This is a genomic window from Mycoplasma sp. 4079 (assembly GCF_047785185.1).
Classification (GTDB): Bacteria; Bacillota_I; Bacilli_A; order Mycoplasmatales; family Metamycoplasmataceae; genus Mycoplasmopsis.
Map to the genome: position 1 here is coordinate 1 of NZ_JBLNNG010000006.1, position 18,595 is coordinate 18,595.

Annotated in this window: 19 protein-coding genes and 1 tRNA gene; 6 read left to right on the forward strand and 14 right to left on the reverse strand. The window is 29.6% G+C overall.

Annotated features, from left to right (window positions below; translation table 4 throughout):
* From ACMZI9_RS01535 to rpsD, 3 genes are all read right to left on the reverse strand, one after another.
* A partial coding sequence (locus ACMZI9_RS01535; RefSeq protein ID WP_416099111.1) for a hypothetical protein occupies nt 1-265 on the reverse strand: 265 nt, incomplete at its 3' end.
* Nucleotides 266-444: 179 nt separating this feature from the next.
* Complete coding sequence (gene rpmE, locus ACMZI9_RS01540; protein WP_323176577.1) at nt 445-657, reverse strand: 50S ribosomal protein L31; 213 nt, start codon at nt 655-657, stop codon at nt 445-447.
* A gap of 27 nt (nt 658-684) precedes the next feature.
* Nucleotides 685-1,284 (reverse strand): 30S ribosomal protein S4, encoded by a 600-nt coding sequence (rpsD, locus tag ACMZI9_RS01545; RefSeq protein WP_323176576.1) that lies wholly within the window; start codon nt 1,282-1,284, stop codon nt 685-687.
* Nucleotides 1,285-1,659: 375 nt separating this feature from the next.
* Here rpsD and trpS point away from each other — a divergent pair, with 375 nt between their 5' ends.
* Genes trpS through ACMZI9_RS01560 form a run of 3 tightly spaced genes read left to right on the forward strand, consistent with a single transcriptional unit; the run spans nt 1,660 to nt 4,991 of the window.
* Entirely contained in the window at nt 1,660-2,682 is a 1,023-nt protein-coding gene (trpS, locus tag ACMZI9_RS01550) for a tryptophan--tRNA ligase (protein ID WP_416099112.1), read from the forward strand.
* Between the two features lie 13 nt (nt 2,683-2,695).
* Nucleotides 2,696-4,441 (forward strand): threonine--tRNA ligase, encoded by a 1,746-nt coding sequence (gene thrS / locus ACMZI9_RS01555; RefSeq protein WP_416099113.1) that lies wholly within the window; start codon nt 2,696-2,698, stop codon nt 4,439-4,441.
* Nucleotides 4,434-4,991, forward strand: coding sequence for a hypothetical protein (locus ACMZI9_RS01560; RefSeq protein ID WP_416099114.1), 558 nt, complete (start codon nt 4,434-4,436; stop codon nt 4,989-4,991). Before thrS ends, ACMZI9_RS01560 begins: the two co-directional genes overlap by 8 nt.
* Nucleotides 4,992-5,141: 150 nt before the next feature.
* Here ACMZI9_RS01560 and ACMZI9_RS01565 read toward each other — a convergent pair whose 3' ends face one another.
* Both ACMZI9_RS01565 and ACMZI9_RS01570 read right to left on the reverse strand, forming a co-directional pair.
* Complete coding sequence (locus ACMZI9_RS01565; protein WP_416099115.1) at nt 5,142-6,443, reverse strand: hypothetical protein; 1,302 nt, start codon at nt 6,441-6,443, stop codon at nt 5,142-5,144.
* A gap of 244 nt (nt 6,444-6,687) precedes the next feature.
* Entirely contained in the window at nt 6,688-7,485 is a 798-nt protein-coding gene (locus ACMZI9_RS01570) for a PTS glucose transporter subunit IIA (RefSeq protein WP_416099116.1), read from the reverse strand.
* Nucleotides 7,486-7,628: 143 nt separating this feature from the next.
* On the opposite strand from ACMZI9_RS01570, the gene ACMZI9_RS01575 reads away from it, so the two are divergent.
* Nucleotides 7,629-7,704 (forward strand) — tRNA-His (locus tag ACMZI9_RS01575).
* Between the two features lie 90 nt (nt 7,705-7,794).
* On the opposite strand, the gene atpC is transcribed toward ACMZI9_RS01575, so the two are convergent.
* The 9 genes from atpC to ACMZI9_RS01620 all read right to left on the reverse strand — a co-directional run bounded on the left by atpC (nt 7,795) and on the right by ACMZI9_RS01620 (nt 14,868).
* Complete coding sequence (atpC, locus tag ACMZI9_RS01580; protein WP_257088725.1) at nt 7,795-8,214, reverse strand: ATP synthase F1 subunit epsilon; 420 nt, start codon at nt 8,212-8,214, stop codon at nt 7,795-7,797.
* Nucleotides 8,214-9,650, reverse strand: a complete 1,437-nt coding sequence (atpD, locus tag ACMZI9_RS01585; RefSeq protein ID WP_416099117.1) for a F0F1 ATP synthase subunit beta — start codon at nt 9,648-9,650, stop codon at nt 8,214-8,216. The genes atpC and atpD overlap by 1 nt, the downstream gene beginning before the upstream one ends.
* A gap of 19 nt (nt 9,651-9,669) precedes the next feature.
* Nucleotides 9,670-10,527: an ATP synthase F1 subunit gamma gene (gene atpG / locus ACMZI9_RS01590; protein ID WP_257088729.1), complete on the reverse strand. Its 858-nt coding sequence runs from the start codon at nt 10,525-10,527 to the stop codon at nt 9,670-9,672.
* Nucleotides 10,528-10,532: 5 nt separating this feature from the next.
* Nucleotides 10,533-12,113, reverse strand: coding sequence for a F0F1 ATP synthase subunit alpha (gene atpA / locus ACMZI9_RS01595; protein WP_416099118.1), 1,581 nt, complete (start codon nt 12,111-12,113; stop codon nt 10,533-10,535).
* Nucleotides 12,114-12,116: 3 nt separating this feature from the next.
* Nucleotides 12,117-12,677, reverse strand: coding sequence for an ATP synthase F1 subunit delta (gene atpH / locus ACMZI9_RS01600; RefSeq protein ID WP_257088733.1), 561 nt, complete (start codon nt 12,675-12,677; stop codon nt 12,117-12,119).
* Between the two features lie 62 nt (nt 12,678-12,739).
* Nucleotides 12,740-13,285 carry a F0F1 ATP synthase subunit B gene (gene atpF, locus ACMZI9_RS01605; RefSeq protein WP_416099119.1) on the reverse strand — a complete coding sequence of 182 codons (546 nt, stop codon included), beginning with the start codon at nt 13,283-13,285 and terminating at the stop codon, nt 12,740-12,742.
* 5 nt (nt 13,286-13,290) lie between these two features.
* Nucleotides 13,291-13,593: an ATP synthase F0 subunit C gene (atpE, locus tag ACMZI9_RS01610; RefSeq protein ID WP_257088737.1), complete on the reverse strand. Its 303-nt coding sequence runs from the start codon at nt 13,591-13,593 to the stop codon at nt 13,291-13,293.
* A 19-nt stretch (nt 13,594-13,612) separates the two neighbouring features.
* Nucleotides 13,613-14,392: a F0F1 ATP synthase subunit A gene (locus tag ACMZI9_RS01615; RefSeq protein ID WP_257088739.1), complete on the reverse strand. Its 780-nt coding sequence runs from the start codon at nt 14,390-14,392 to the stop codon at nt 13,613-13,615.
* A gap of 20 nt (nt 14,393-14,412) precedes the next feature.
* Entirely contained in the window at nt 14,413-14,868 is a 456-nt protein-coding gene (locus ACMZI9_RS01620) for a hypothetical protein (RefSeq protein ID WP_257088741.1), read from the reverse strand.
* Between the two features lie 665 nt (nt 14,869-15,533).
* On the opposite strand from ACMZI9_RS01620, the gene ACMZI9_RS01625 reads away from it, so the two are divergent.
* Both ACMZI9_RS01625 and ACMZI9_RS01630 read left to right on the forward strand, forming a co-directional pair.
* Nucleotides 15,534-16,403, forward strand: coding sequence for an Mbov_0400 family ICE element protein (locus ACMZI9_RS01625; RefSeq protein ID WP_416099133.1), 870 nt, complete (start codon nt 15,534-15,536; stop codon nt 16,401-16,403).
* Between the two features lie 614 nt (nt 16,404-17,017).
* A complete protein-coding gene (locus ACMZI9_RS01630) occupies nt 17,018-18,595 on the forward strand; it encodes a type I restriction-modification system subunit M (RefSeq protein WP_416099120.1) in 1,578 nt (525 codons plus the stop codon).

Below are 18,595 nucleotides of genomic sequence, written 5' to 3' on the forward strand. Positions count from 1 at the left end.
CTCTAGCAGCGATAAATGTAAGTGTTAGTGCTCCTGCAGTTCTAATTAATATTTCTTGAGTTTTTGCAGACACATTTTTACGCTTAATTGCTTCGTGTATTTGTCTTTTGAAGATTCAAATAACAAAAATAATCAACATAGCAATAACTCAAGATAATCTAAGACCTAAATTAGTTTGAGCTAGCATTGTCTCTGATATTTCACCACCACCGGTTCAAGATCAGAAACCAGGTTTTAAGAAAAAATATTTTTCTTCAAAGTTCATAATGCTCCTTTAAGGGTTTATAAATTATCTAACAATTATAATTGTTTATATATAAAAGTGAAATTTTATTATTAAGTTATTTAATTTATTAAATAAACTAAATTACCTTGTTACTAGGTGAAAAAGAAAACCCAAACTACATAAAGTAATTTGAGTTAGATGTATAAATGAAACAATAATTATTTACTGTTCATTTTTTCAAGTCTTTTGTTGAATCTGTCGATTCTACCTGTCGCTTTAACTTGTGCTCTTGACCCTGTGTAAACTGGGTGGCATCCTGAACATACGTCTACTGTAAAGTTTGGTTTAACTGATTTGAATTGGAACACTTTGTGGCAAGTTGAACAAGTAACGTTTACTTCGTGGTATGGTAAGTGAATATCTTTTTTCATAAATAAAACTCCTAATATTCCTAATTACTATTTTGAGTAGAACTCAACGATTAAAGCATCCTTAATTTCTGCGTGAATTTCGTTACGTTCTGGTAAACGGTCTAATTTAACTGAAAAGTCTTTTCTTGTCATTCAAGCTGAAGCAGCTTTTTGTTCCATAGCTTCAAGAATTTGTTTGTTGTCTCTTGATTTTTCTTTAAGAGTAATTTCTGAACCTAATGAGATTGACATAGAAGGAATGTTTGCTTTTTTACCATCAACAACAAAGTGTCCGTGGTTAACAAGTTGACGAGCTTGTCTTCTTGTTGTAGCAAATCCTGCTCTATAAACTAAGTTGTCTAAACGAACTTCTAATAATTGAAGTAAGTTTGTCCCTGTAATCCCTTTAGCTTTAACAGCTTTTTCAAAAACTCTTCTTAATTGTTTTTCATTTAAACCAAATAAGTGTTTAACTTTTTGTTTTTCGTATAAGTGTAATCCGTATTCAGATAATTTAACACGTTTGTTTCCGTGTTGTCCTGGAGCATAAGTTCTCTTTTTACCTTTAGCGAATTCTTTACCTGATTCTAAGATAGAGAATCCTAAACGACGTGACTTTTTAAATACAGGTCCTGTGTATCTTGACATAGTATTTTTACCTCTTTCTGCATAACTTAGAGGGTTTATTTCTAACTAGTTAAATTTAACTTAATGCTTTGGATTAAATCAGCTAATCTACTTGCAATGTTATAGTCATGTTAAATTTATTTAAAAGTCATAATAAACTGCTGTTTTATGCTTATTTATTCTATCATTATTTTATAAATAATGAATTATTATTTAGCTCTATATAACCTATTTAAAAAGATTTTTTATTTTGCTTCTTTTCGCTTAATTTATTAATTAATTTTGTTTGATTAATTCAGCTATTTGCATTTGTAAAATCAATCAACAAAATGAATATACATTATTTAAAAAACAATATAATTAATAAATAACTTTATTAATTAGTTAAGGAGTGTTATGAAACAAAAATTATTAAGTGGAATAAAACCAACTGGTGATTTAACATTAGGTAATTACATTGGTGCAATTAGAAACTTTGTGCAAATGCAAAATGATTATGAATCATACATTTTTGTAGCTGACTTACACGCACTTACAACCGGAAGTGTCGATCCAGCTGAACTTAAAAAAGCAAGAAAAACCATTGTTGCACTTTATTTAGCTTGTGGACTTAATCCAGAAAATGTAACAATTTTCTATCAATCACAAGTTAGTGCGCACGGAATGATGAATTGACTTTGTACATCAGAAACGACAATTGGTGAATTGCAAAGAATGACCCAATTCAAAGATAAGTCACAACAAATTAAACAAGCTAACGGGACTTCTAAAATACCTACTGGTCTTTTAATGTATCCAGTACTAATGGCTGCTGATATTCTTTTATACAACCCTGATGTAGTTCCTATTGGAGAAGATCAAACTCAGCACCTTGAATTAACCAGAAACATTGCTGAAAGATTTAATTCAAAATACAATGCTAACTTCACAATTCCTAACGGAGTTGTTCCTAAAGTTGGAGCAAGAATTAAATCACTTACTGATCCCACTGCTAAAATGTCAAAAAGCGAACATGGTGCCAAATCAACCATTTACTTACTTGAAGACCCACAGCAAGCTTACAACAAGATTATGAAAGCAGTTACTGACTCAGAAGGTAAAGTATATATTTCAAATGATAAACCTGGTATCTTAAACTTACTTAATATCTATGCTTCATTAAACAACATAACACTTGAACAAGCAGAAGAATTATTTAAAGATAAAAACTATAAAGAATTTAAAGAAGCAGTTGCTACATCAGTTAAAAATCTTTTAATTGATATTCAATCAAAATACAATGCAGCTTTAAAAGAAGTTGACAAAATAACTGATGAAGGCGCAATTAGAGCTTCTAAAATCGCAGATTATAATTTAAACAAGTTAATGAAAAAAATGGGGCTCTATTCCTCATTGACAAAACCCAAAAATGATAAATAAGAGGTAAATTAATATGAAAGCTAATAAAAAACTTAACCATACAACAAGTCACTTACTTGGTGCAGCTGTTGAAAAACTTTATCCAAATGTTAAATTAGGATTTGGTCCAGCTACTGAAGAAGGTTTTTACTATGACTTAGAATTTGTTGAACCACTTTCAGAAACAGAATTACCTAAAATTGAAAAGTTTATGAAAAAACTTGCTTCAAGAAATTTAGTTATGAAGCAAGTTTCAATCGATGAATATTCATTTGAAGGTAAACCTTACAAAAAAGAACTTTATGATGAATTAGTAGCATCAGGTAAAGAAGTTACATTCTATGCTCTTGTAGATCCTTTAAGTAATGAAACAATCTTTGTTGACTTATGTGCTGGTGGACATGTTGAAGACACAAAACACATTAAACACTTTAAATTACTTAACTTAGCTGGTGCATACTGAAGAGGAAATTCAGATAACATCCAATTAACAAGAATTTATGGAACATCTTGAGATACAGCAACAGAACTTGAAGAATACTTAGAAATCCTTAAAGATAGAAAAGAAAGAGACCATCGTAAAATTGGTAAAGAGATGAAATTATTCACATTCAACAAATTAGGTGGTCAAGGATTACCATTCTGATTAGAAGATGGGATGTACATTCACAATGAAATTAGAAACCTTGTTCTTAAAATGGACAGAAAATACGGTTTCACAGAAGTTTTAACACCACACTTTGGTGAAGAAGAACTTTACAAAATTTCAGGTCACCTAGCCCACTACAAAGATGATATGTTTAAACCAGTTGTGCTTGAAAATGAAAAGTTAATTGCACGTCCAATGACTTGTCCTCACCACATTATTTGCTACAACACAGAAAAACGTTCATACCGTGACTTACCAATTAGATATTCAGAACAATCACAACTTTACAGATATGAAAAATCAGGTGCTCTTACAGGTCTTGAACGTGTTAGAGGAATGCTTTTAACAGAAGGACACTTATTTGTTAGAAAAGATCAAATTGCTCAAGAATTCAAATCGATGTATCAATTAATTAAAGAAACATTAGAAATCTTTAAAATTCAAATTAGTTATGTTTCTTTAAGTTTAAGGGACCCTGAAAACACAGATAAGTACTATTCAGATGACAAAATGTGAAATGAAGCTGAAAATGAACTTAGAAAAGTGCTTAATGAATTAGGCGTTAAATACGAAGAAAAAATCGGAGAAGCTGCTTTCTATGGACCTAAAATGGATATTCAAATCTTTACAGCTTTAGGACACGAAATCACAGTTTCTACATTACAACTTGACTTCTTATTACCTGAAAGATTTGATATTACATACACAAATAAAGACAATCAAGAAGAACGTCCAGTCATGATCCACAGAGGTCTTATTGGAACATATGAACGTTTTGTTTCAATTCTTTTAGAACAAACAAAGGGTGTGCTTCCATTCTGATTAGCACCAAAACAATTCACAGTCATTCCTGCTACAAATAATCCAGAAGATGTGAAATACGCATCAGACATCAACCAATTATTATTCAATACAGACTTTAGATCTAAATTAGACGACCGTGAAGAACGTTTAGGTAAAAAAGTGCGTGAAGCACAAATGTCAAAATCTAAATTCCAAATCATTGTTGGAGAAGCTGAAAGATTAAATGAAACTGTTTCATACCGTGAATATGGTAAACAAGAAACAACAACAATACCTGTTGCTGAATTTGTCCTAAAAATGATGAGATTGAGAGATTCTCGTGAATAATAAAAAACAAGAAAACAAAAACGAAAAGAAACTTAGAAAACCAATTAATGGTTGATACATATCATTTTTAGTAATATTTTGAGTTTTAGCAGCTGCAATGATTTTAACAAGTGGAAACATCATCCCTTGAGATAGAATCGTTCCAAATTCTGTTTATAATGTACCTCTTTATGCACGTATATTAGCATCAATTTTCTTTCCAATTTTAGTTTTATCATTTGGTTTCTTTGTTGTTTTAAAAGAAAAAATGAGTGTTTGAAGACTTGTTAACTATGTATTCATTGTTGGAATTATAATCACACTATTTTGAGTTCCTAGAATGATTAATGTTAACGAAGGAACGGACAAAGCCGAAGCTAGTTGACAACCAAAATGACTATTATTCCCTTATGATGTAACTGTCGTATTTGGTGTTTGTGTAATCTTGTACGCTTTATGTTTATACTTTGTTACACCAAAATTTGTAAGTTACATGAGACCAAAAATCCAAAAATTCTTAGGTTGTTTCAAGAAACAAAAATCAATTTTAGAACAAGAATCAAAAAACTAAAATTAATAATTATTAAAAATTCCTATCGCTTCAGTAGTGATAGGAATTTTAATATACTTTTCATAAAAACAAATCCACCAGCCATATTGAGCTAAAATAAGACAGAAAAACAGTTTTTTTAGATTTTCTATCTTACTTTTATCAACCTAGTTACATTAATCCAGCGGCTTTTAGAATACCAAGAAGAATTCCTATCAAAATTAATGTTAATATAGCTCCTAAGGAAGTTCACGCAGCTCTAACCTTCACATTTTTTCTTTCAGTAATAATTTTAGTTGCAACTTCATTCGTAAGATCAGTTTCAACAGAGATCTGTTTTTCGAATTGAGCACCATTGCTTTCAGCAGGTAACTGATGATCACAAACAATAACATTTGTTTCAGTAGGTTTCTCAGGTTTAAATTCAATACTTTCAATTAATGAGTTGTATTTGTTGGTTTTATTATTAATAAGAATGTAAATATACCAACATAATTGATGAATATTTCGGTCACTTTTTAGATAGTTAGAATCAGAATACGTCTTGAAATCGTAAATAAATGGTTTTAATATATTTACGTTATCTAAATCAACCATAAACTTTTTATCTGAAAATATTCCTTCAGTTGAGTCTATATGATTAAAATCAGAAATTTCTAATGCCTTAAGATATAAAGATGTTTCAGCATAAAAACGATAGTAATTTGCAAGAATAAATGTAAGTGAATTAGGATAATCTTCTGTTTTGTTGCCACAAATAATATATCATCATAATCTTTGCTTCTCACTCTCATTGAATATTTTCACAAGTGATTCATCGCGAAATATTAGTTTCAAGAAGTAATATACAAATCATAATATAGGATTATCTCGTTCAAATTTTTCACAATTAAAATATTTGTTATTTTTAGCAGGATAATTTGCAAAGTTATCTTTTCCTTTTTCAAAGAATTTTTCCAAAAACTCAGCAACTTTTTTATTTTTTATGAAATCATTATCTTTTTTCAATATGTCATCAATATCAAACTTTTCTCAATTCTTTACTTTGGAATCTGTGAAACATATTGCTTTAAATAAGTATTCTGGCATTTTACCTTTAAAATTTGCTTCTTTTGTAACATCAGTTATTTTTTCAATAGCTAATTTTTCAATGGCATCAGTATATATTTCATATTTAGTTTTTTCTTCATTGTTTGAGTTTTGATACAAAGTCGAAAAATCCACTTTAGTCTGCTTGCTATTAAATAATTCTTGAACATTCTCAAAAATTTCCTTATCAGTAAAATCACTATCAGAAAATGTTGAAAAATTATCCTCAATATTTGAATTTGAATTTAAATTAGCAAACTTTTTTAAAAGTGAATTTGAAATTAAGACTTTGTGAATTTCTCGTGTTTTTAGATCTATAAAACCTGTCAATAATTCTGTGTGACTAAATCATCTATGTCCTTTGGTATTCTTGCTTTTACTCATAATATAAAATTGTAATACAAAAAAAGAAAAGCACCATTTAAATGGTGCTTGTATCCCGGAAAAACATGCTATCAAAGAGTTTATATTTTCTAATTCCAGGTTACCTCATTAAGTATGAAAAATAATGAGGTACTTTTATTATAAAACTTTTTTGTAATATATATCACCAAAAAAATATTTTTTTAATAAATAAAAAAGAACAGATTTTTTCTGCTCTGATTTACAACTCAGTTTAATCTAATGATTAAACTAATTTAGCAACAACTTCTGAATGTTTGATGTTTTTGTGTTCTAAGTTTTTAAAGTTTTGTAATTTTGAATCAGTTGTTAATGCAAAAATAATTTCTTGATCAATGTTTTCTGATTTGAATCTGTTTAAATCTAAAACGATTAATTCATCTCCAGATTTAACTTCTTGGTTTAATGAAACTTTAGCATCCATACCAATCCCATTTAATTTGTATGAGTTTAAACCAAAAACAATAACAGCTTCAACACCTAATGATGTGTTAGATAAGATAACTTGTGATTTGCTTGCTGGTTGCATTGTTATTTTTCCATCAAATGGAGCAACAATTTTACCTGATGTTCCATCTAATTTGATTGCAAATCCTTTTCCAACTAAATCATTTGAAAATACACCATCATTTAATGATTCAAATGAAACAATTTGTCCTGAAGCAGGTGCTAAGATTTCTAATTCTGAAACTACTTGAGTAGATGCTGTTGCATTATTTGATGTTGAAACAGTTGAAATTTCAACTGATTTACACATTGTTGAAATTAAGTCTTTGTTAATTTTGATAAGCGCATTTAAAGCTTCTGCATTTGGTAGTTCAACTTGAACGTGTTTTTGTGCTTCGAAAATTTTAACTGATGTAGCACCTAATTGTTCAAATTCTGCTTTTGAAACTAATGAAACATTTTTAACATCATATCTTAATTGTGATGCTGAATTATTGAATGAAGTAATATTGTCAAGCCCACCGAATGCATCAACAATTTTTACTAATAAGTCTATGTATTTATCTCTTTCAGTCATAATAATATACTCCTTAAATAAAATAAATTTTATATCATTTTTATAATGTTGAAAATAGATTTTAACACCTTAAAACAAGGTCTAAAAATTAATTAAATTGTTTACTAGATGCTTAAAATAGTGGTATAATAGTTTTACTTATGGCGAACGTGGTGAAGTGGTTAACACAGTGGGTTGTGGTCCCATCATGCGCGGGTTCGAATCCCGTCGTTCGCCCCATATGAAAAAAAGTTGTTAATAGCAACTTTTTTTGTTTTCCTTTTTTTACATCAAGCGCATAATAAAAGCAACCTAAAAAGGTTGCAAATATTATTTATTGAATAAATTGTATGCATCAATTTTAAAAAGAGCTTTTTTAAGTTTAGACTCTAATTTTGTTTTATTTACTGAATCATTGTGTGAAGCCTCTTCGATTTGTTTAATAAGTTTATCACGATCACGAAGCGCTCTTTGTACATCAATGTTTTTAACATTGATAATATCATCTGTTATGATTGATACTTTTTTCTCATCAGCATATACAAGACCACCACCGATGTAGCAACGAATTTCTTCACCATTTTCAGGTTTGATTGATAAGTTGCAAATTTCAATGTTTGAGAAAAGTGGTGTTCTATTAGCTTGAAGCCCGATGTAACCTGATGCTGTTTTTAATGTAACAATGTTTACATCACCTTCATAAAATACACCTGATGGTACTGTTATTAATAAATGAGTTGTATTATTCATTATTTTTTATCTGTTGATGATTCAGTTGAAATGTTATTTTCTTCTTGATATTTTTTGTAACGTTCAATAACATCATCAATGCTTCCAGCATATCTGAACATTTCTTCTGGAAGGTTATCTAATTCACCTGAAAGAATAACTTTGAAACTTCTAATTGTTTCAGATAATGGAACATATCTACCTTTAATACCACTGAATTTTTCAGCAACTGTGAAAGGTTGAGATAAGAATTGTCTAATTCTTCTTGCTCTGTTAACAATTTTCTTATCTTCTTCAGATAATTCACCCATCCCTAAGATTGCAATAATATCTTGAAGTTCTTTAAATCTTTGTAAGATTGCAACAACTTCTTGAGCTGTTTCGTAGTGTTCATGCCCAACAATTAATGGATCAAGTAATCTTGATGAAGAGTTAAGTGGGTCAATAGCTGGATAAATTCCAAGTGCTGCTGTTCCACGGTCAAGAACTGTTTTAGCATCTAAGTGAGTGAAAGTTGTAGCAGGTGCTGGATCAGTTAAGTCATCAGCAGGCACATAAACAGCTTGAACTGATGTAATTGAACCTCTACGTGTTGAAGTAATTCTTTCTTGAAGCGCACCCATTTCTGTAGCAAGTGTCGGTTGATAACCAACAGCTGATGGCATACGTCCTAAAAGAGCAGAAACCTCTGAACCAGCTTGTGTAAATCTAAAGATGTTGTCAACGAATAAAAGTACGTCTTGATTTTGTTTATCTCTAAAGTATTCAGCCATTGTAAGACCTGTAAGAGCAACTCTCATACGTGCCCCAGGTGGTTCATTCATTTGTCCAAATACAAGTGCAGTTTTATCTAAAACTCCTGCAGCTTTCATTTCATAGTAAAGGTCATTTCCTTCACGTGTTCTTTCTCCAACTCCAGCAAATACTGAAAGTCCATTGTGCTCTGTAGCTATGTTGTTAATAAGCTCTTGAACAAGAACTGTTTTACCAACTCCGGCTCCACCAAAAAGACCAATTTTTCCACCCTTTGCATAAGGAATAAGTAAGTCAATAACTTTAATTCCTGTTTCAAGCACTTCTGATGAAGTTTTTTGTTCTTCATAAGAAGGTGCTGGTGCGTGGATAGGATCTCTTTCAATTTCTTTTGGTAAAGGTAAGTTGTCAATTGGGTTCCCTAAAACGTCAAACATTCTACCTAAAACAACGTTTCCTACAGGTACAGAAATTGGTGTACCTGTGTCAGTTACAACCATTCCTCTTTGAAGTCTATTTGTAGAAACCATTGAGATTGTACGAGCTGTATCATCCCCAATGTGTTGAGCGACTTCGAATGTGTAAACTTTTCCATCATGTTCTAATTCAACAGCATTAAGTAAGCGAGGTAATTTTCCTTCTTCAAATCTAACATCGACAACTGGACCTAAGATTTGAACGATAATTCCTTTGTTTTTTACCATTCATTCCTCCTTATTTTAATTAAGTAGCATCTGCACCAGCTACAATTTCATTGATTTCTTGAGTTATGTTACCTTGACGTTTTCTGTTAAATTGTAATCTTAACTCATCAACTAAGTCTGTCGCATTATTTGTAGCATTTTCCATAGCATTACGTCTTGAAGCGATTTCTGAAACTTTTGAACCTGTAGCAAGTCCATAAACCATACTTGCTAAGTAAAGTGGAATTGAGTTTTTAAGCACCACTTCTGAGTTAGGCTCAAATTCAATTGTGTTTTTAGCTTGCACACTAGCATTTTCAGATTCAATGTCTAGTGGGAAGAGTTTAAGTTTTTTAGCTTCCTGTGTAATGTTGTTGATAAATTCTGTGTAATAGATGTAAATGTTAGCAACTCTTTTGTTTGAATATTCTTCAAAAGCTTTTTTAGATACAACAGAACTAAGTTCATAAGAGATTTTATCTCCTAGTTCTGTGTATTTAGAAATGACTTGTTCATCATATTTAAATGAATGTAATAGAGCAAGTCCTTTTCCTCCAAGCACAATGATTTTGTCGCTTGGTTTAAGAGTTTCTTTAAGTAATTTAACAATATTAGTATTGTATGAACCGCATAATCCTAAATCAGATGTGATGATGATGTGTAAATCAGAATCAACATTAGTGTTTTTAGGGAAAATTGAGTAAAACTCTCTTGGTTCAACGTGTGATGCTAATTCTCTAAACATTTCGTTTAGTGAATTTAAATATGTTTCAATACTTTCAAATTCAGTTCTAATTCTACGTAATTTAGCAGTTGATACTAATTGCATAGCATTAGTAATCTTTTTGGTATTGTTAATTACATTAATTCTATTTTTAATTGAATTTAAGTTTGCCATTTTAATTATTTAAGTAAGTCATTGTATTTTTTAGGAAATGCTTTATGCAACTTAGGATCATAGTTAGGAATTGTAGCGATGATGTTTTGTACTATCTTAACTAATACTTTTTCTGTTGATTGGTAGTCTTCAAGTGTGAACAAACCTTTTGAAGCAATGTTTGAGAAAAGTTCCATACCTTCAGCTGTTTTGTTTACAAATGCAATAACGTTATCTCTGTATTCTTTAATGTATTCTTTTGGAAGTGGGTTAATAATTCTTTCTTTAACCCCTAAAAGAATAATAGCTTGTGTAACTTGTGGAATCGCAAAGTATTGTTCTTGTTTTAAAAGTTCATATACTTTAGCACCGTGTTCTAAAATTGATTTAGTTGACTCATCAAGGTCTGAACCAAATTGAGCAAAAGCTAACATTTCGTTGTATTGAGCAAGTTCAAGTTTAAGTGAACCAACAACTTGTTTCATAGCTTTAATTTGAACAGCTGAACCAACACGAGAAACTGAGAAACCAATGTCAACAGCAGGTCTTTGTCCTGAGTTAAATAGTGATTCTTTTGTGAAAATTTGACCATCTGTAATTGAAATTACGTTAGTTGGAATGTAAGCTGAAATATCCCCTTGTTGAGTTTCAATGATTGGAAGAGCAGTAATTGAACCTCCACCATTTTCTTTGTTAAGTCTAGCTGCACGCTCTAAAAGTTGAGAGTGTAAGTAGAAAACGTCTCCAGGGTAAGCTTCACGACCAGGTGGTCTTCTTAAAAGAAGTGAAAGCGTTCTATATGCAACTGCGTGTTTTGATAAATCATCATAAACAATTAATACGTCTTGTCCTTGAGACATTCAGTATTCTGCAATAGTAACTCCTGTATATGGAGCAATGTATTGTTGTGGAGCTAATTCTGAAGCTCCTGCAACAACTACTGCTGTGTAATCAAGCGCACCAAATTCATTAAGTTTGTTAACAATTTGCGCAACTGTTGAGTTCTTTTGTCCAATTGCTACGTAAACACACTTAACGTTTTTACCTTTTTGGTTGATGATAGCATCAATAGCCATAGCTGTTTTACCAGTTTGACGGTCACCGATGATAAGCTCTCTTTGACCTTTACCGATTGGAATCATTGAGTCAATCGCAATAATACCTGTTTCAAGTGGTTGGTTAACTTCTTCTCTAGTCATAACACCAGGAGCAATTTTGAAGATTTCACTTTTAATTGTTCCTTGAATTTTACCTTTACCATCAATTGGTTCTCCAAGGGCGTTAACAACTCTACCTAAAAGAGCATCACCAACATTTACGTCAATAACTTGACCTGTTCTTTTAACAATGTCTCCTTCAGAAACAGAGTTAGCATCACCAAATAAAGCAACTCCAACTGTTTCTTCTTCAAGGTTTAAAGCAAGTCCATAAACACCGTTGTCAAAAACTACGATTTCGGCATTTTTAACCTTTTGAAGACCTGATACAACAGCAATACCATCACCAATTGAGATAACTTGACCAATTTCTGATCTGTCAGCTACCTTACCAATGTTTTGAATTCTTTCTTTAATGATTGCAGAAATATCATCTAATTTGATAGCCATAAATTACACCTCCTTTTCTTTTTGTTTAAAAATAATTTCGTTTTTGATTTTGTTTAAGTCATGTAGTATGTTCATTTCAATGACTTCGGTTTTAGACACAATTCTAAATCCACTAATAATATTTGGGTTAATTACATTGTGAATTTCAATTGTACGTCTTGTAACTTTTTGAAGTTTGTCATTGATTTGTTGAAGTTGCTCATCACTTAATGGAAAGGCTGATTCAACTACTACATAACGAATTCTTAATGCATCATTTGATAACTTTAAATATTCAATGATGATGTTTTTTAATTGAGACACCATTTTTCTTTGAACTATAACTTTAATTGAGTTAATTACAATATAGTCAAATTGATTTTTATCAAAAGCCATATCGATTGTTTTGAATCTTTCAGCTTCAGGAATTAAGTCGTTTCCTAAATATTCGATAAAACCTGGAATTGTGTCAATTAAATCTTTAACAGCCTCAAATTGAGGTTGAATTAATTTAAATTTATCTTGTTTTTTGACCAAGTCATAAATTGCTACTGCATATGCAGATGTATTTCTTTTTTTGTACATAATAAAATCTTAAAAGTTTTGATATTTTACTTTTATAGTAGTTATATAGCTGTAAAAGTTAATTACTCACTTGATTCAAGATAGTTTTTAATAATTTCATCTTGAGTTTCTGGAGAAATTTCTTTACGTAAGATTTTCTCTGCTAATTCTGTAGCTACTTGGATTACATATTTTTTAGCATTAGCATCAAATTCTTTCTTTTGCAACGCTATATCTTGGTTAGTTTCTTCAAGTAATCTATATGATTCAGCTTTTGCTTTGTCAATATAAGTTTTAGAAACTTCACCAGCTTTTATTTTTGCTTTGTTAACAATGCTATCTGCTTGCTTGTGAGCTTCTTTAAGTTTTTCGTTTGCGTCGTTTAAAACTTCTAAGCTGTCTTCTTTTTGTTTAATAGCACTGTTGATATTTTCTTGGATGAAATTTGTTCTATTTTTCATCATCTTTTTAACTGGTTTATATAAAAGATATGTAAGTAATAAAAACACAATTAAAAAAGCGATGATAGTAGCAATCATCATTGGAACACTTGGAAATAGTCCATTGAATTTTTCTTGGACTTGTTGATTCAATGATTCTTGCTTAAGATAAATTAAATTTTGAACCATAGTTATTATTTAATGAACATTAATAATAAAGCAATAATAAATGCATAAATAGCAGCTGTTTCAGCAATACCAACACCGATAATTAACATTAAACGGATTTTTGATTCTGCTTCAGGATTTCTTCCAACAGCTTCTGCAGCTTTACCAGCAGCATAACCTTGTCCGATACCTGTTCCTAAAACACCAATTGCAGCTAATCCTGCACCAATAGCAACAAGACCTGATTTGATGTCTCCACCATTTTGTGCAGCTGCTTGAGTAGTGTTATTTGCAGTTTCTTCTAAAAATTTTGTTACTGTTTCAATCATAATTAATCCTCTTTTCTATTTAATAAATTGCTTGTGATAATTGTGAATTAAGGTTTTTGTTACTTCTTACAATTTTTGATTTACCTTTTTTAAGTTTTTTAGGTTTAACTTCTTCTGCAGTTGACTCAATAGTTCAGTATACAAGTGTCAAAAGTGAAAATATGTAAGCTTGTAAGGTAGAACCGAATAAGTCAAAATAAAAGTGTAATGCAGGTGATAAAATCAATCCGAAGAAGAATTGTTGATTACTTGACCCTGTTACTTTTGTCCATATTCACCCACAGAATGAATAAAATAAGAAAATAACTGTAGATCCTCCTATAACATTTCCATAAATACGAAAACTAAGAGAAATAAGAGGAGATACTTTACCAGGTAAATCAAGTGGGTTGATAAATGATTTTAGATATCTTCACTTACGATACACTGCACCACAAACAAAGATACCAAGTCAGCTCATTAAAGCTAATGTTAACGGAACTGAATAAGATGTTACGATCGGTTCTAAACCAAAGACAGCTGTAAGGTTACCAATTAGAATAAAAGTAGCTAAAGTCAAAATATAGTATCTTGAATTTTGCACTTGTGTTCCACCAGTTGCATCATCAAAAGTTTTGTCAATGAACTTAACATAACCTTCAGCAATGAGTACTACACCTTTCGGAGCTTCATTTGGTTTAATTTTTGATACTTTGAAATAGACAACTAAACAAATAATTAGTACTATAAAAACAGTAACTACAAGCGATAACATTTGTGGTTGATTTCAAACTCAAAGACCTTTTAAAAATGTATCCATCCTGCTCATCTCCTTTCTTTTTAGTTTCTTATTTTTTTATTAACTATTTCTGTGATGATAATCACAAAAATATTAGTTAATATTCCTCCAGCAAATGCAAAGAAATTAAACGGTTGATCTAATACTTGCAATACTGAATATTCGGTAATCTGCATTTGTTTTAGGTACTCTGTATTAATAAAAAACATTAAGTACACGATCGCGCCTAAAATTAAGAAAAATAAAACTGATTTTAAAATCGATAAAGCATACAATTTTGTTTTTTTATTTCTTAGAAATAAATACGCAAAAAGTCAGTTTAATTTAAATAAAAAATAAATTAGTAGACCACCTAATGCATACCCAAAAAATAGACCACGATTAATTCCTATAAGAGATAAAAACACTACAGAAATTAATAAAAAAAAGATTGCAAATATAAAAGTATGCATTTGCATATATGTCATTTTTTTTATAGCCTTTTTAATTGGTAGCATGTTTCTATTTTAATACTTTTAGAAAGTTATATCACCTTTTTTACAATATTTTTTTAGGTTGCTAAAATTGGCGAAATAAGTCAATAAAATAATAGAAAAAATCCATAAATTAAGTTTAAGTAAGATATCAAAATCCACACACTAAAATTTTATGGGTTCTAATGGGTAAAATATCGAATTTTCAACTTAGTTGGTAATTTTTTTATACTTTTTTGGTTAGAGAAACATTAAAATAAAAAAGATAAAAAATTAATTTTTGGCTATAATATTCCTAAATCAAGAATAATAGAAATAATAATATAATTATTTTTAAAATATTTTGATATCAGATTTTAAAAAATTAAAAATTTTTATAAATTTTTTCAGAAAAATTGTAAAAAGCTTTTATAATGATAATTGACATTTGATATATGAGACACTTAAAAGCTTGAGTCGCTTGTAGAGCTGATAGTTTATATATCAGGTGACCGTGCGCAGAAACAGAATAGTATGGGCGTGTTTTCTTGATGAAAACATGGCTTTTTTATCATAATTTTTATATGTTAATCTTCAGAAATAAAAAAAGAACAAAATTCAATAAACAAAAATCCTAGTTCTTGTGTTGATAATAAAGGTAATTTAATATCGCCATATGATAATGATGAAAATCACAATGACACTATTGAATTAAGAGCAAATTTTCAAAAAATAATAAAGATGAATGAAGAAGTAATAACAGACCCATTATAACATTCTATATAGGTCATAAAGTTTGTTATTTAAATTTAAGAACTGCAATTAAGAAAAAGAAAAATCAACCAAAAATTGATATATGAAAATCTCCTTTCTTCTATAAAGTTCCTAAATTAGGAGAAGTATTAATACAAGCAAATGATGAAAATACAGGATTAAAATACGATTCATATGTTGATACAACTTCTATTCAAATTATGGATAAAAAATTATTTAAAGAAATCTATATGAAAAATCAATTTGATTTGAATAGAAAACTATCATGAGTTGTGATAAATAAAATAATGTCTCAAATAGCATTAAATAAAAATCAATATACCTTACAGGAAGTATATAAAGATCCAAATGAGAATAAATTAAAAAGTACAATTATCCATTCTATAAGAGATATTACAGATGAAGGGGATATTATTGAGAATTTTAATGACATTACTGTAGATAATACTATTAAAAGAATTTATTATAAATTGCATTACTTATCCAATATATTCTTTTATCCTGACAAAGATTTAATGTCAGAATTTTCAAAAAATCTAAATATAGATTACGTTATTAGAAAATACAAATTACCATATAGAATCTATTTTGGCTTTTCATTGGAAAAAGCAGGTTTTACTTTTGCTAATGACTTAACTAAAATGTCTTCTGAAGAAATTAATAGACACTTTGATAAACCTGAAGATTTTATAAGCATACCGCTTTTAAGAAAAAATAAAGATGATAATAAAAATAATGAATTAACACTTTCTGAAGCTTTATTTGAAATAGGCGAATTATTCAACAGAGAAAAAAGTAAAAGCTAGGATGATAATAGCTTGTATTTACTATCAAGATTATCTGAATATACATTAATAAATAATTTTTATAGTGATATAAAAAATAACATTTGGTATGTGAAATACTAGAAACCAGAGTCGCTTGTATGGTTGATAGTTTAGATACACAGTTGAGTCTGAAAGATATCTTGTTTGCTATGTTACAGAAACATAGCTTTTTATTCATTTTTTATACTACATACTAAGGTCGATTTTAATGTAAATCGATAATTTTAAATAAAACATTGCATTCCAACACTTACGATAATAATGCTAAATTAGTAGCACATAGAATATTTAATTAAGAAATGAATTTTAATAAGAAAATATATTTTTATTATTTAGAAATAATAGTTTCTCATATCTATTTTTTTGTAATTTTGGCTATTTACTTTGTTTTTTTTTTTTTTTTTTTTAGAATAAATTTAGATAGCAAAAATTATCAATTTATTATCAAAAATAGTTATATGAACTAACTAAGTTTTAAATAGTTTTTTAAATAAAAAATCAACAGCATAATAGCATATATCTAGCTTAAAATATAAAATATTTTAATATAATTTAAAATAACGACAATTTAGGTGTAAATGAAAGGGATTTTTATGGACAATACAAAAGAAATACAAAGAGCTGAATTGCATAAAACAATTTGAAACATTGCTGATCAATTAAGAAGTCAAGTTGATGGATGAGAATTCAAAAACTATGTACTTGGAACACTTTTTTATCGTTTTATCTCAGAAAGTATCACAAGATATGTAAATGCCATTCAACACGAAACTGGTGATTTAGATTTTAATTATGAAACCTTAAGTGATGACGAAATTACCGATAGCATCAAAGAAGCTATTATTTCTGCAAAAGGGTTTTTCATTTACCCATCACAACTTTTTACAAATGTTGAAGCTAATGCAACCAACGATGAAAACTTAAATGAAACACTTGAAAATATCTTTAAAAACATTGAAAATTCTGCAAAGGGCCGTTCAAGTGAAGGTGACCTTAAAGGACTTTTCGAAGATTTTGATGTTAACAGCAACAAATTAGGAAACACAGTTGCAAAATGTAACGCTACATTAAGAGCACTTCTTACAGGTGTTAAAAAAATGGAACTCGGAAACTTTGAAGACAACACTATTGACTTATTTGGTGATGCATATGAGTTTTTAATTTCTATGTATGCTCAAAACGCAGGTAAATCAGGTGGTGAATTTTTTACTCCACAAGAAGTAAGTAAATTACTTTTCAAACTTGCTCTTGGAAATAGAACTGAAGTTAGAAAAGTTTATGATATGTGTGCTGGTAGTGGTTCTTTATTACTTCAATCAATTAAAGTGCTCGGGAAAGACAATATTAAAGAAGGTCTTTATGGACAAGAAAAAAATGTTTCTACTTATAACTTATGTAGAATCAATATGTTCTTACATGATATTAACTACAGCAAGTTCAAAATTGTTTGTGATGACACATTAACTCATCCTGGTTTAGATGAGGAAGAACCATTTGATGTAATCGTTTCTAATCCACCTTACTCAATTAAATGGGAAGGTGATGCTAATGCAACATTAATTGCTGATCCTAGATTTGCACCAGCCGGTGTGCTAGCTCCCAAATCTAAAGCTGACTGAGCATTCGTCCAACATGCACTTCACAAACTTTCAGCAGATGGTACAGCTGCAATTGTTTGTTTCCCTGGAATTATGTATCGTGCCGGAGCCGAAGCTAAAATCAGAAAATACTTTGTAGATAACAACTTTGTTGATGCAATTATTCAATTACCAGACAACTTATTCTATGGAACAAGTATTTCAACTTGCATCCTTGTAATTAAGAAAAATAAAACAAGCAATAAAGTTAAATTCATTGACGCAAGTAAGGAGTTCATTAAAATTGCAAATAACAACAAGTTAACCGATGAAAACATTCAAAACATTATTAACTTATACAATTCAGACGAAGATAAAATAAATGTCCTTAAAATTGTTAGAACTGAAGATATAGCAAATAATAATTACAGTCTTTCTGTAAACACTTATGTTGAAAAAGAAGACACAAGAGAAGCTATTGATATTAAGAAGTTAAATCAAGAAATCAAGGAAATTGTTGCAGAGCAAGTAGTGCTTAGAGCAAAAATTGATGAAATTGTTGAAAGATTAGACAAAAGTCTTGAAGACTTATAA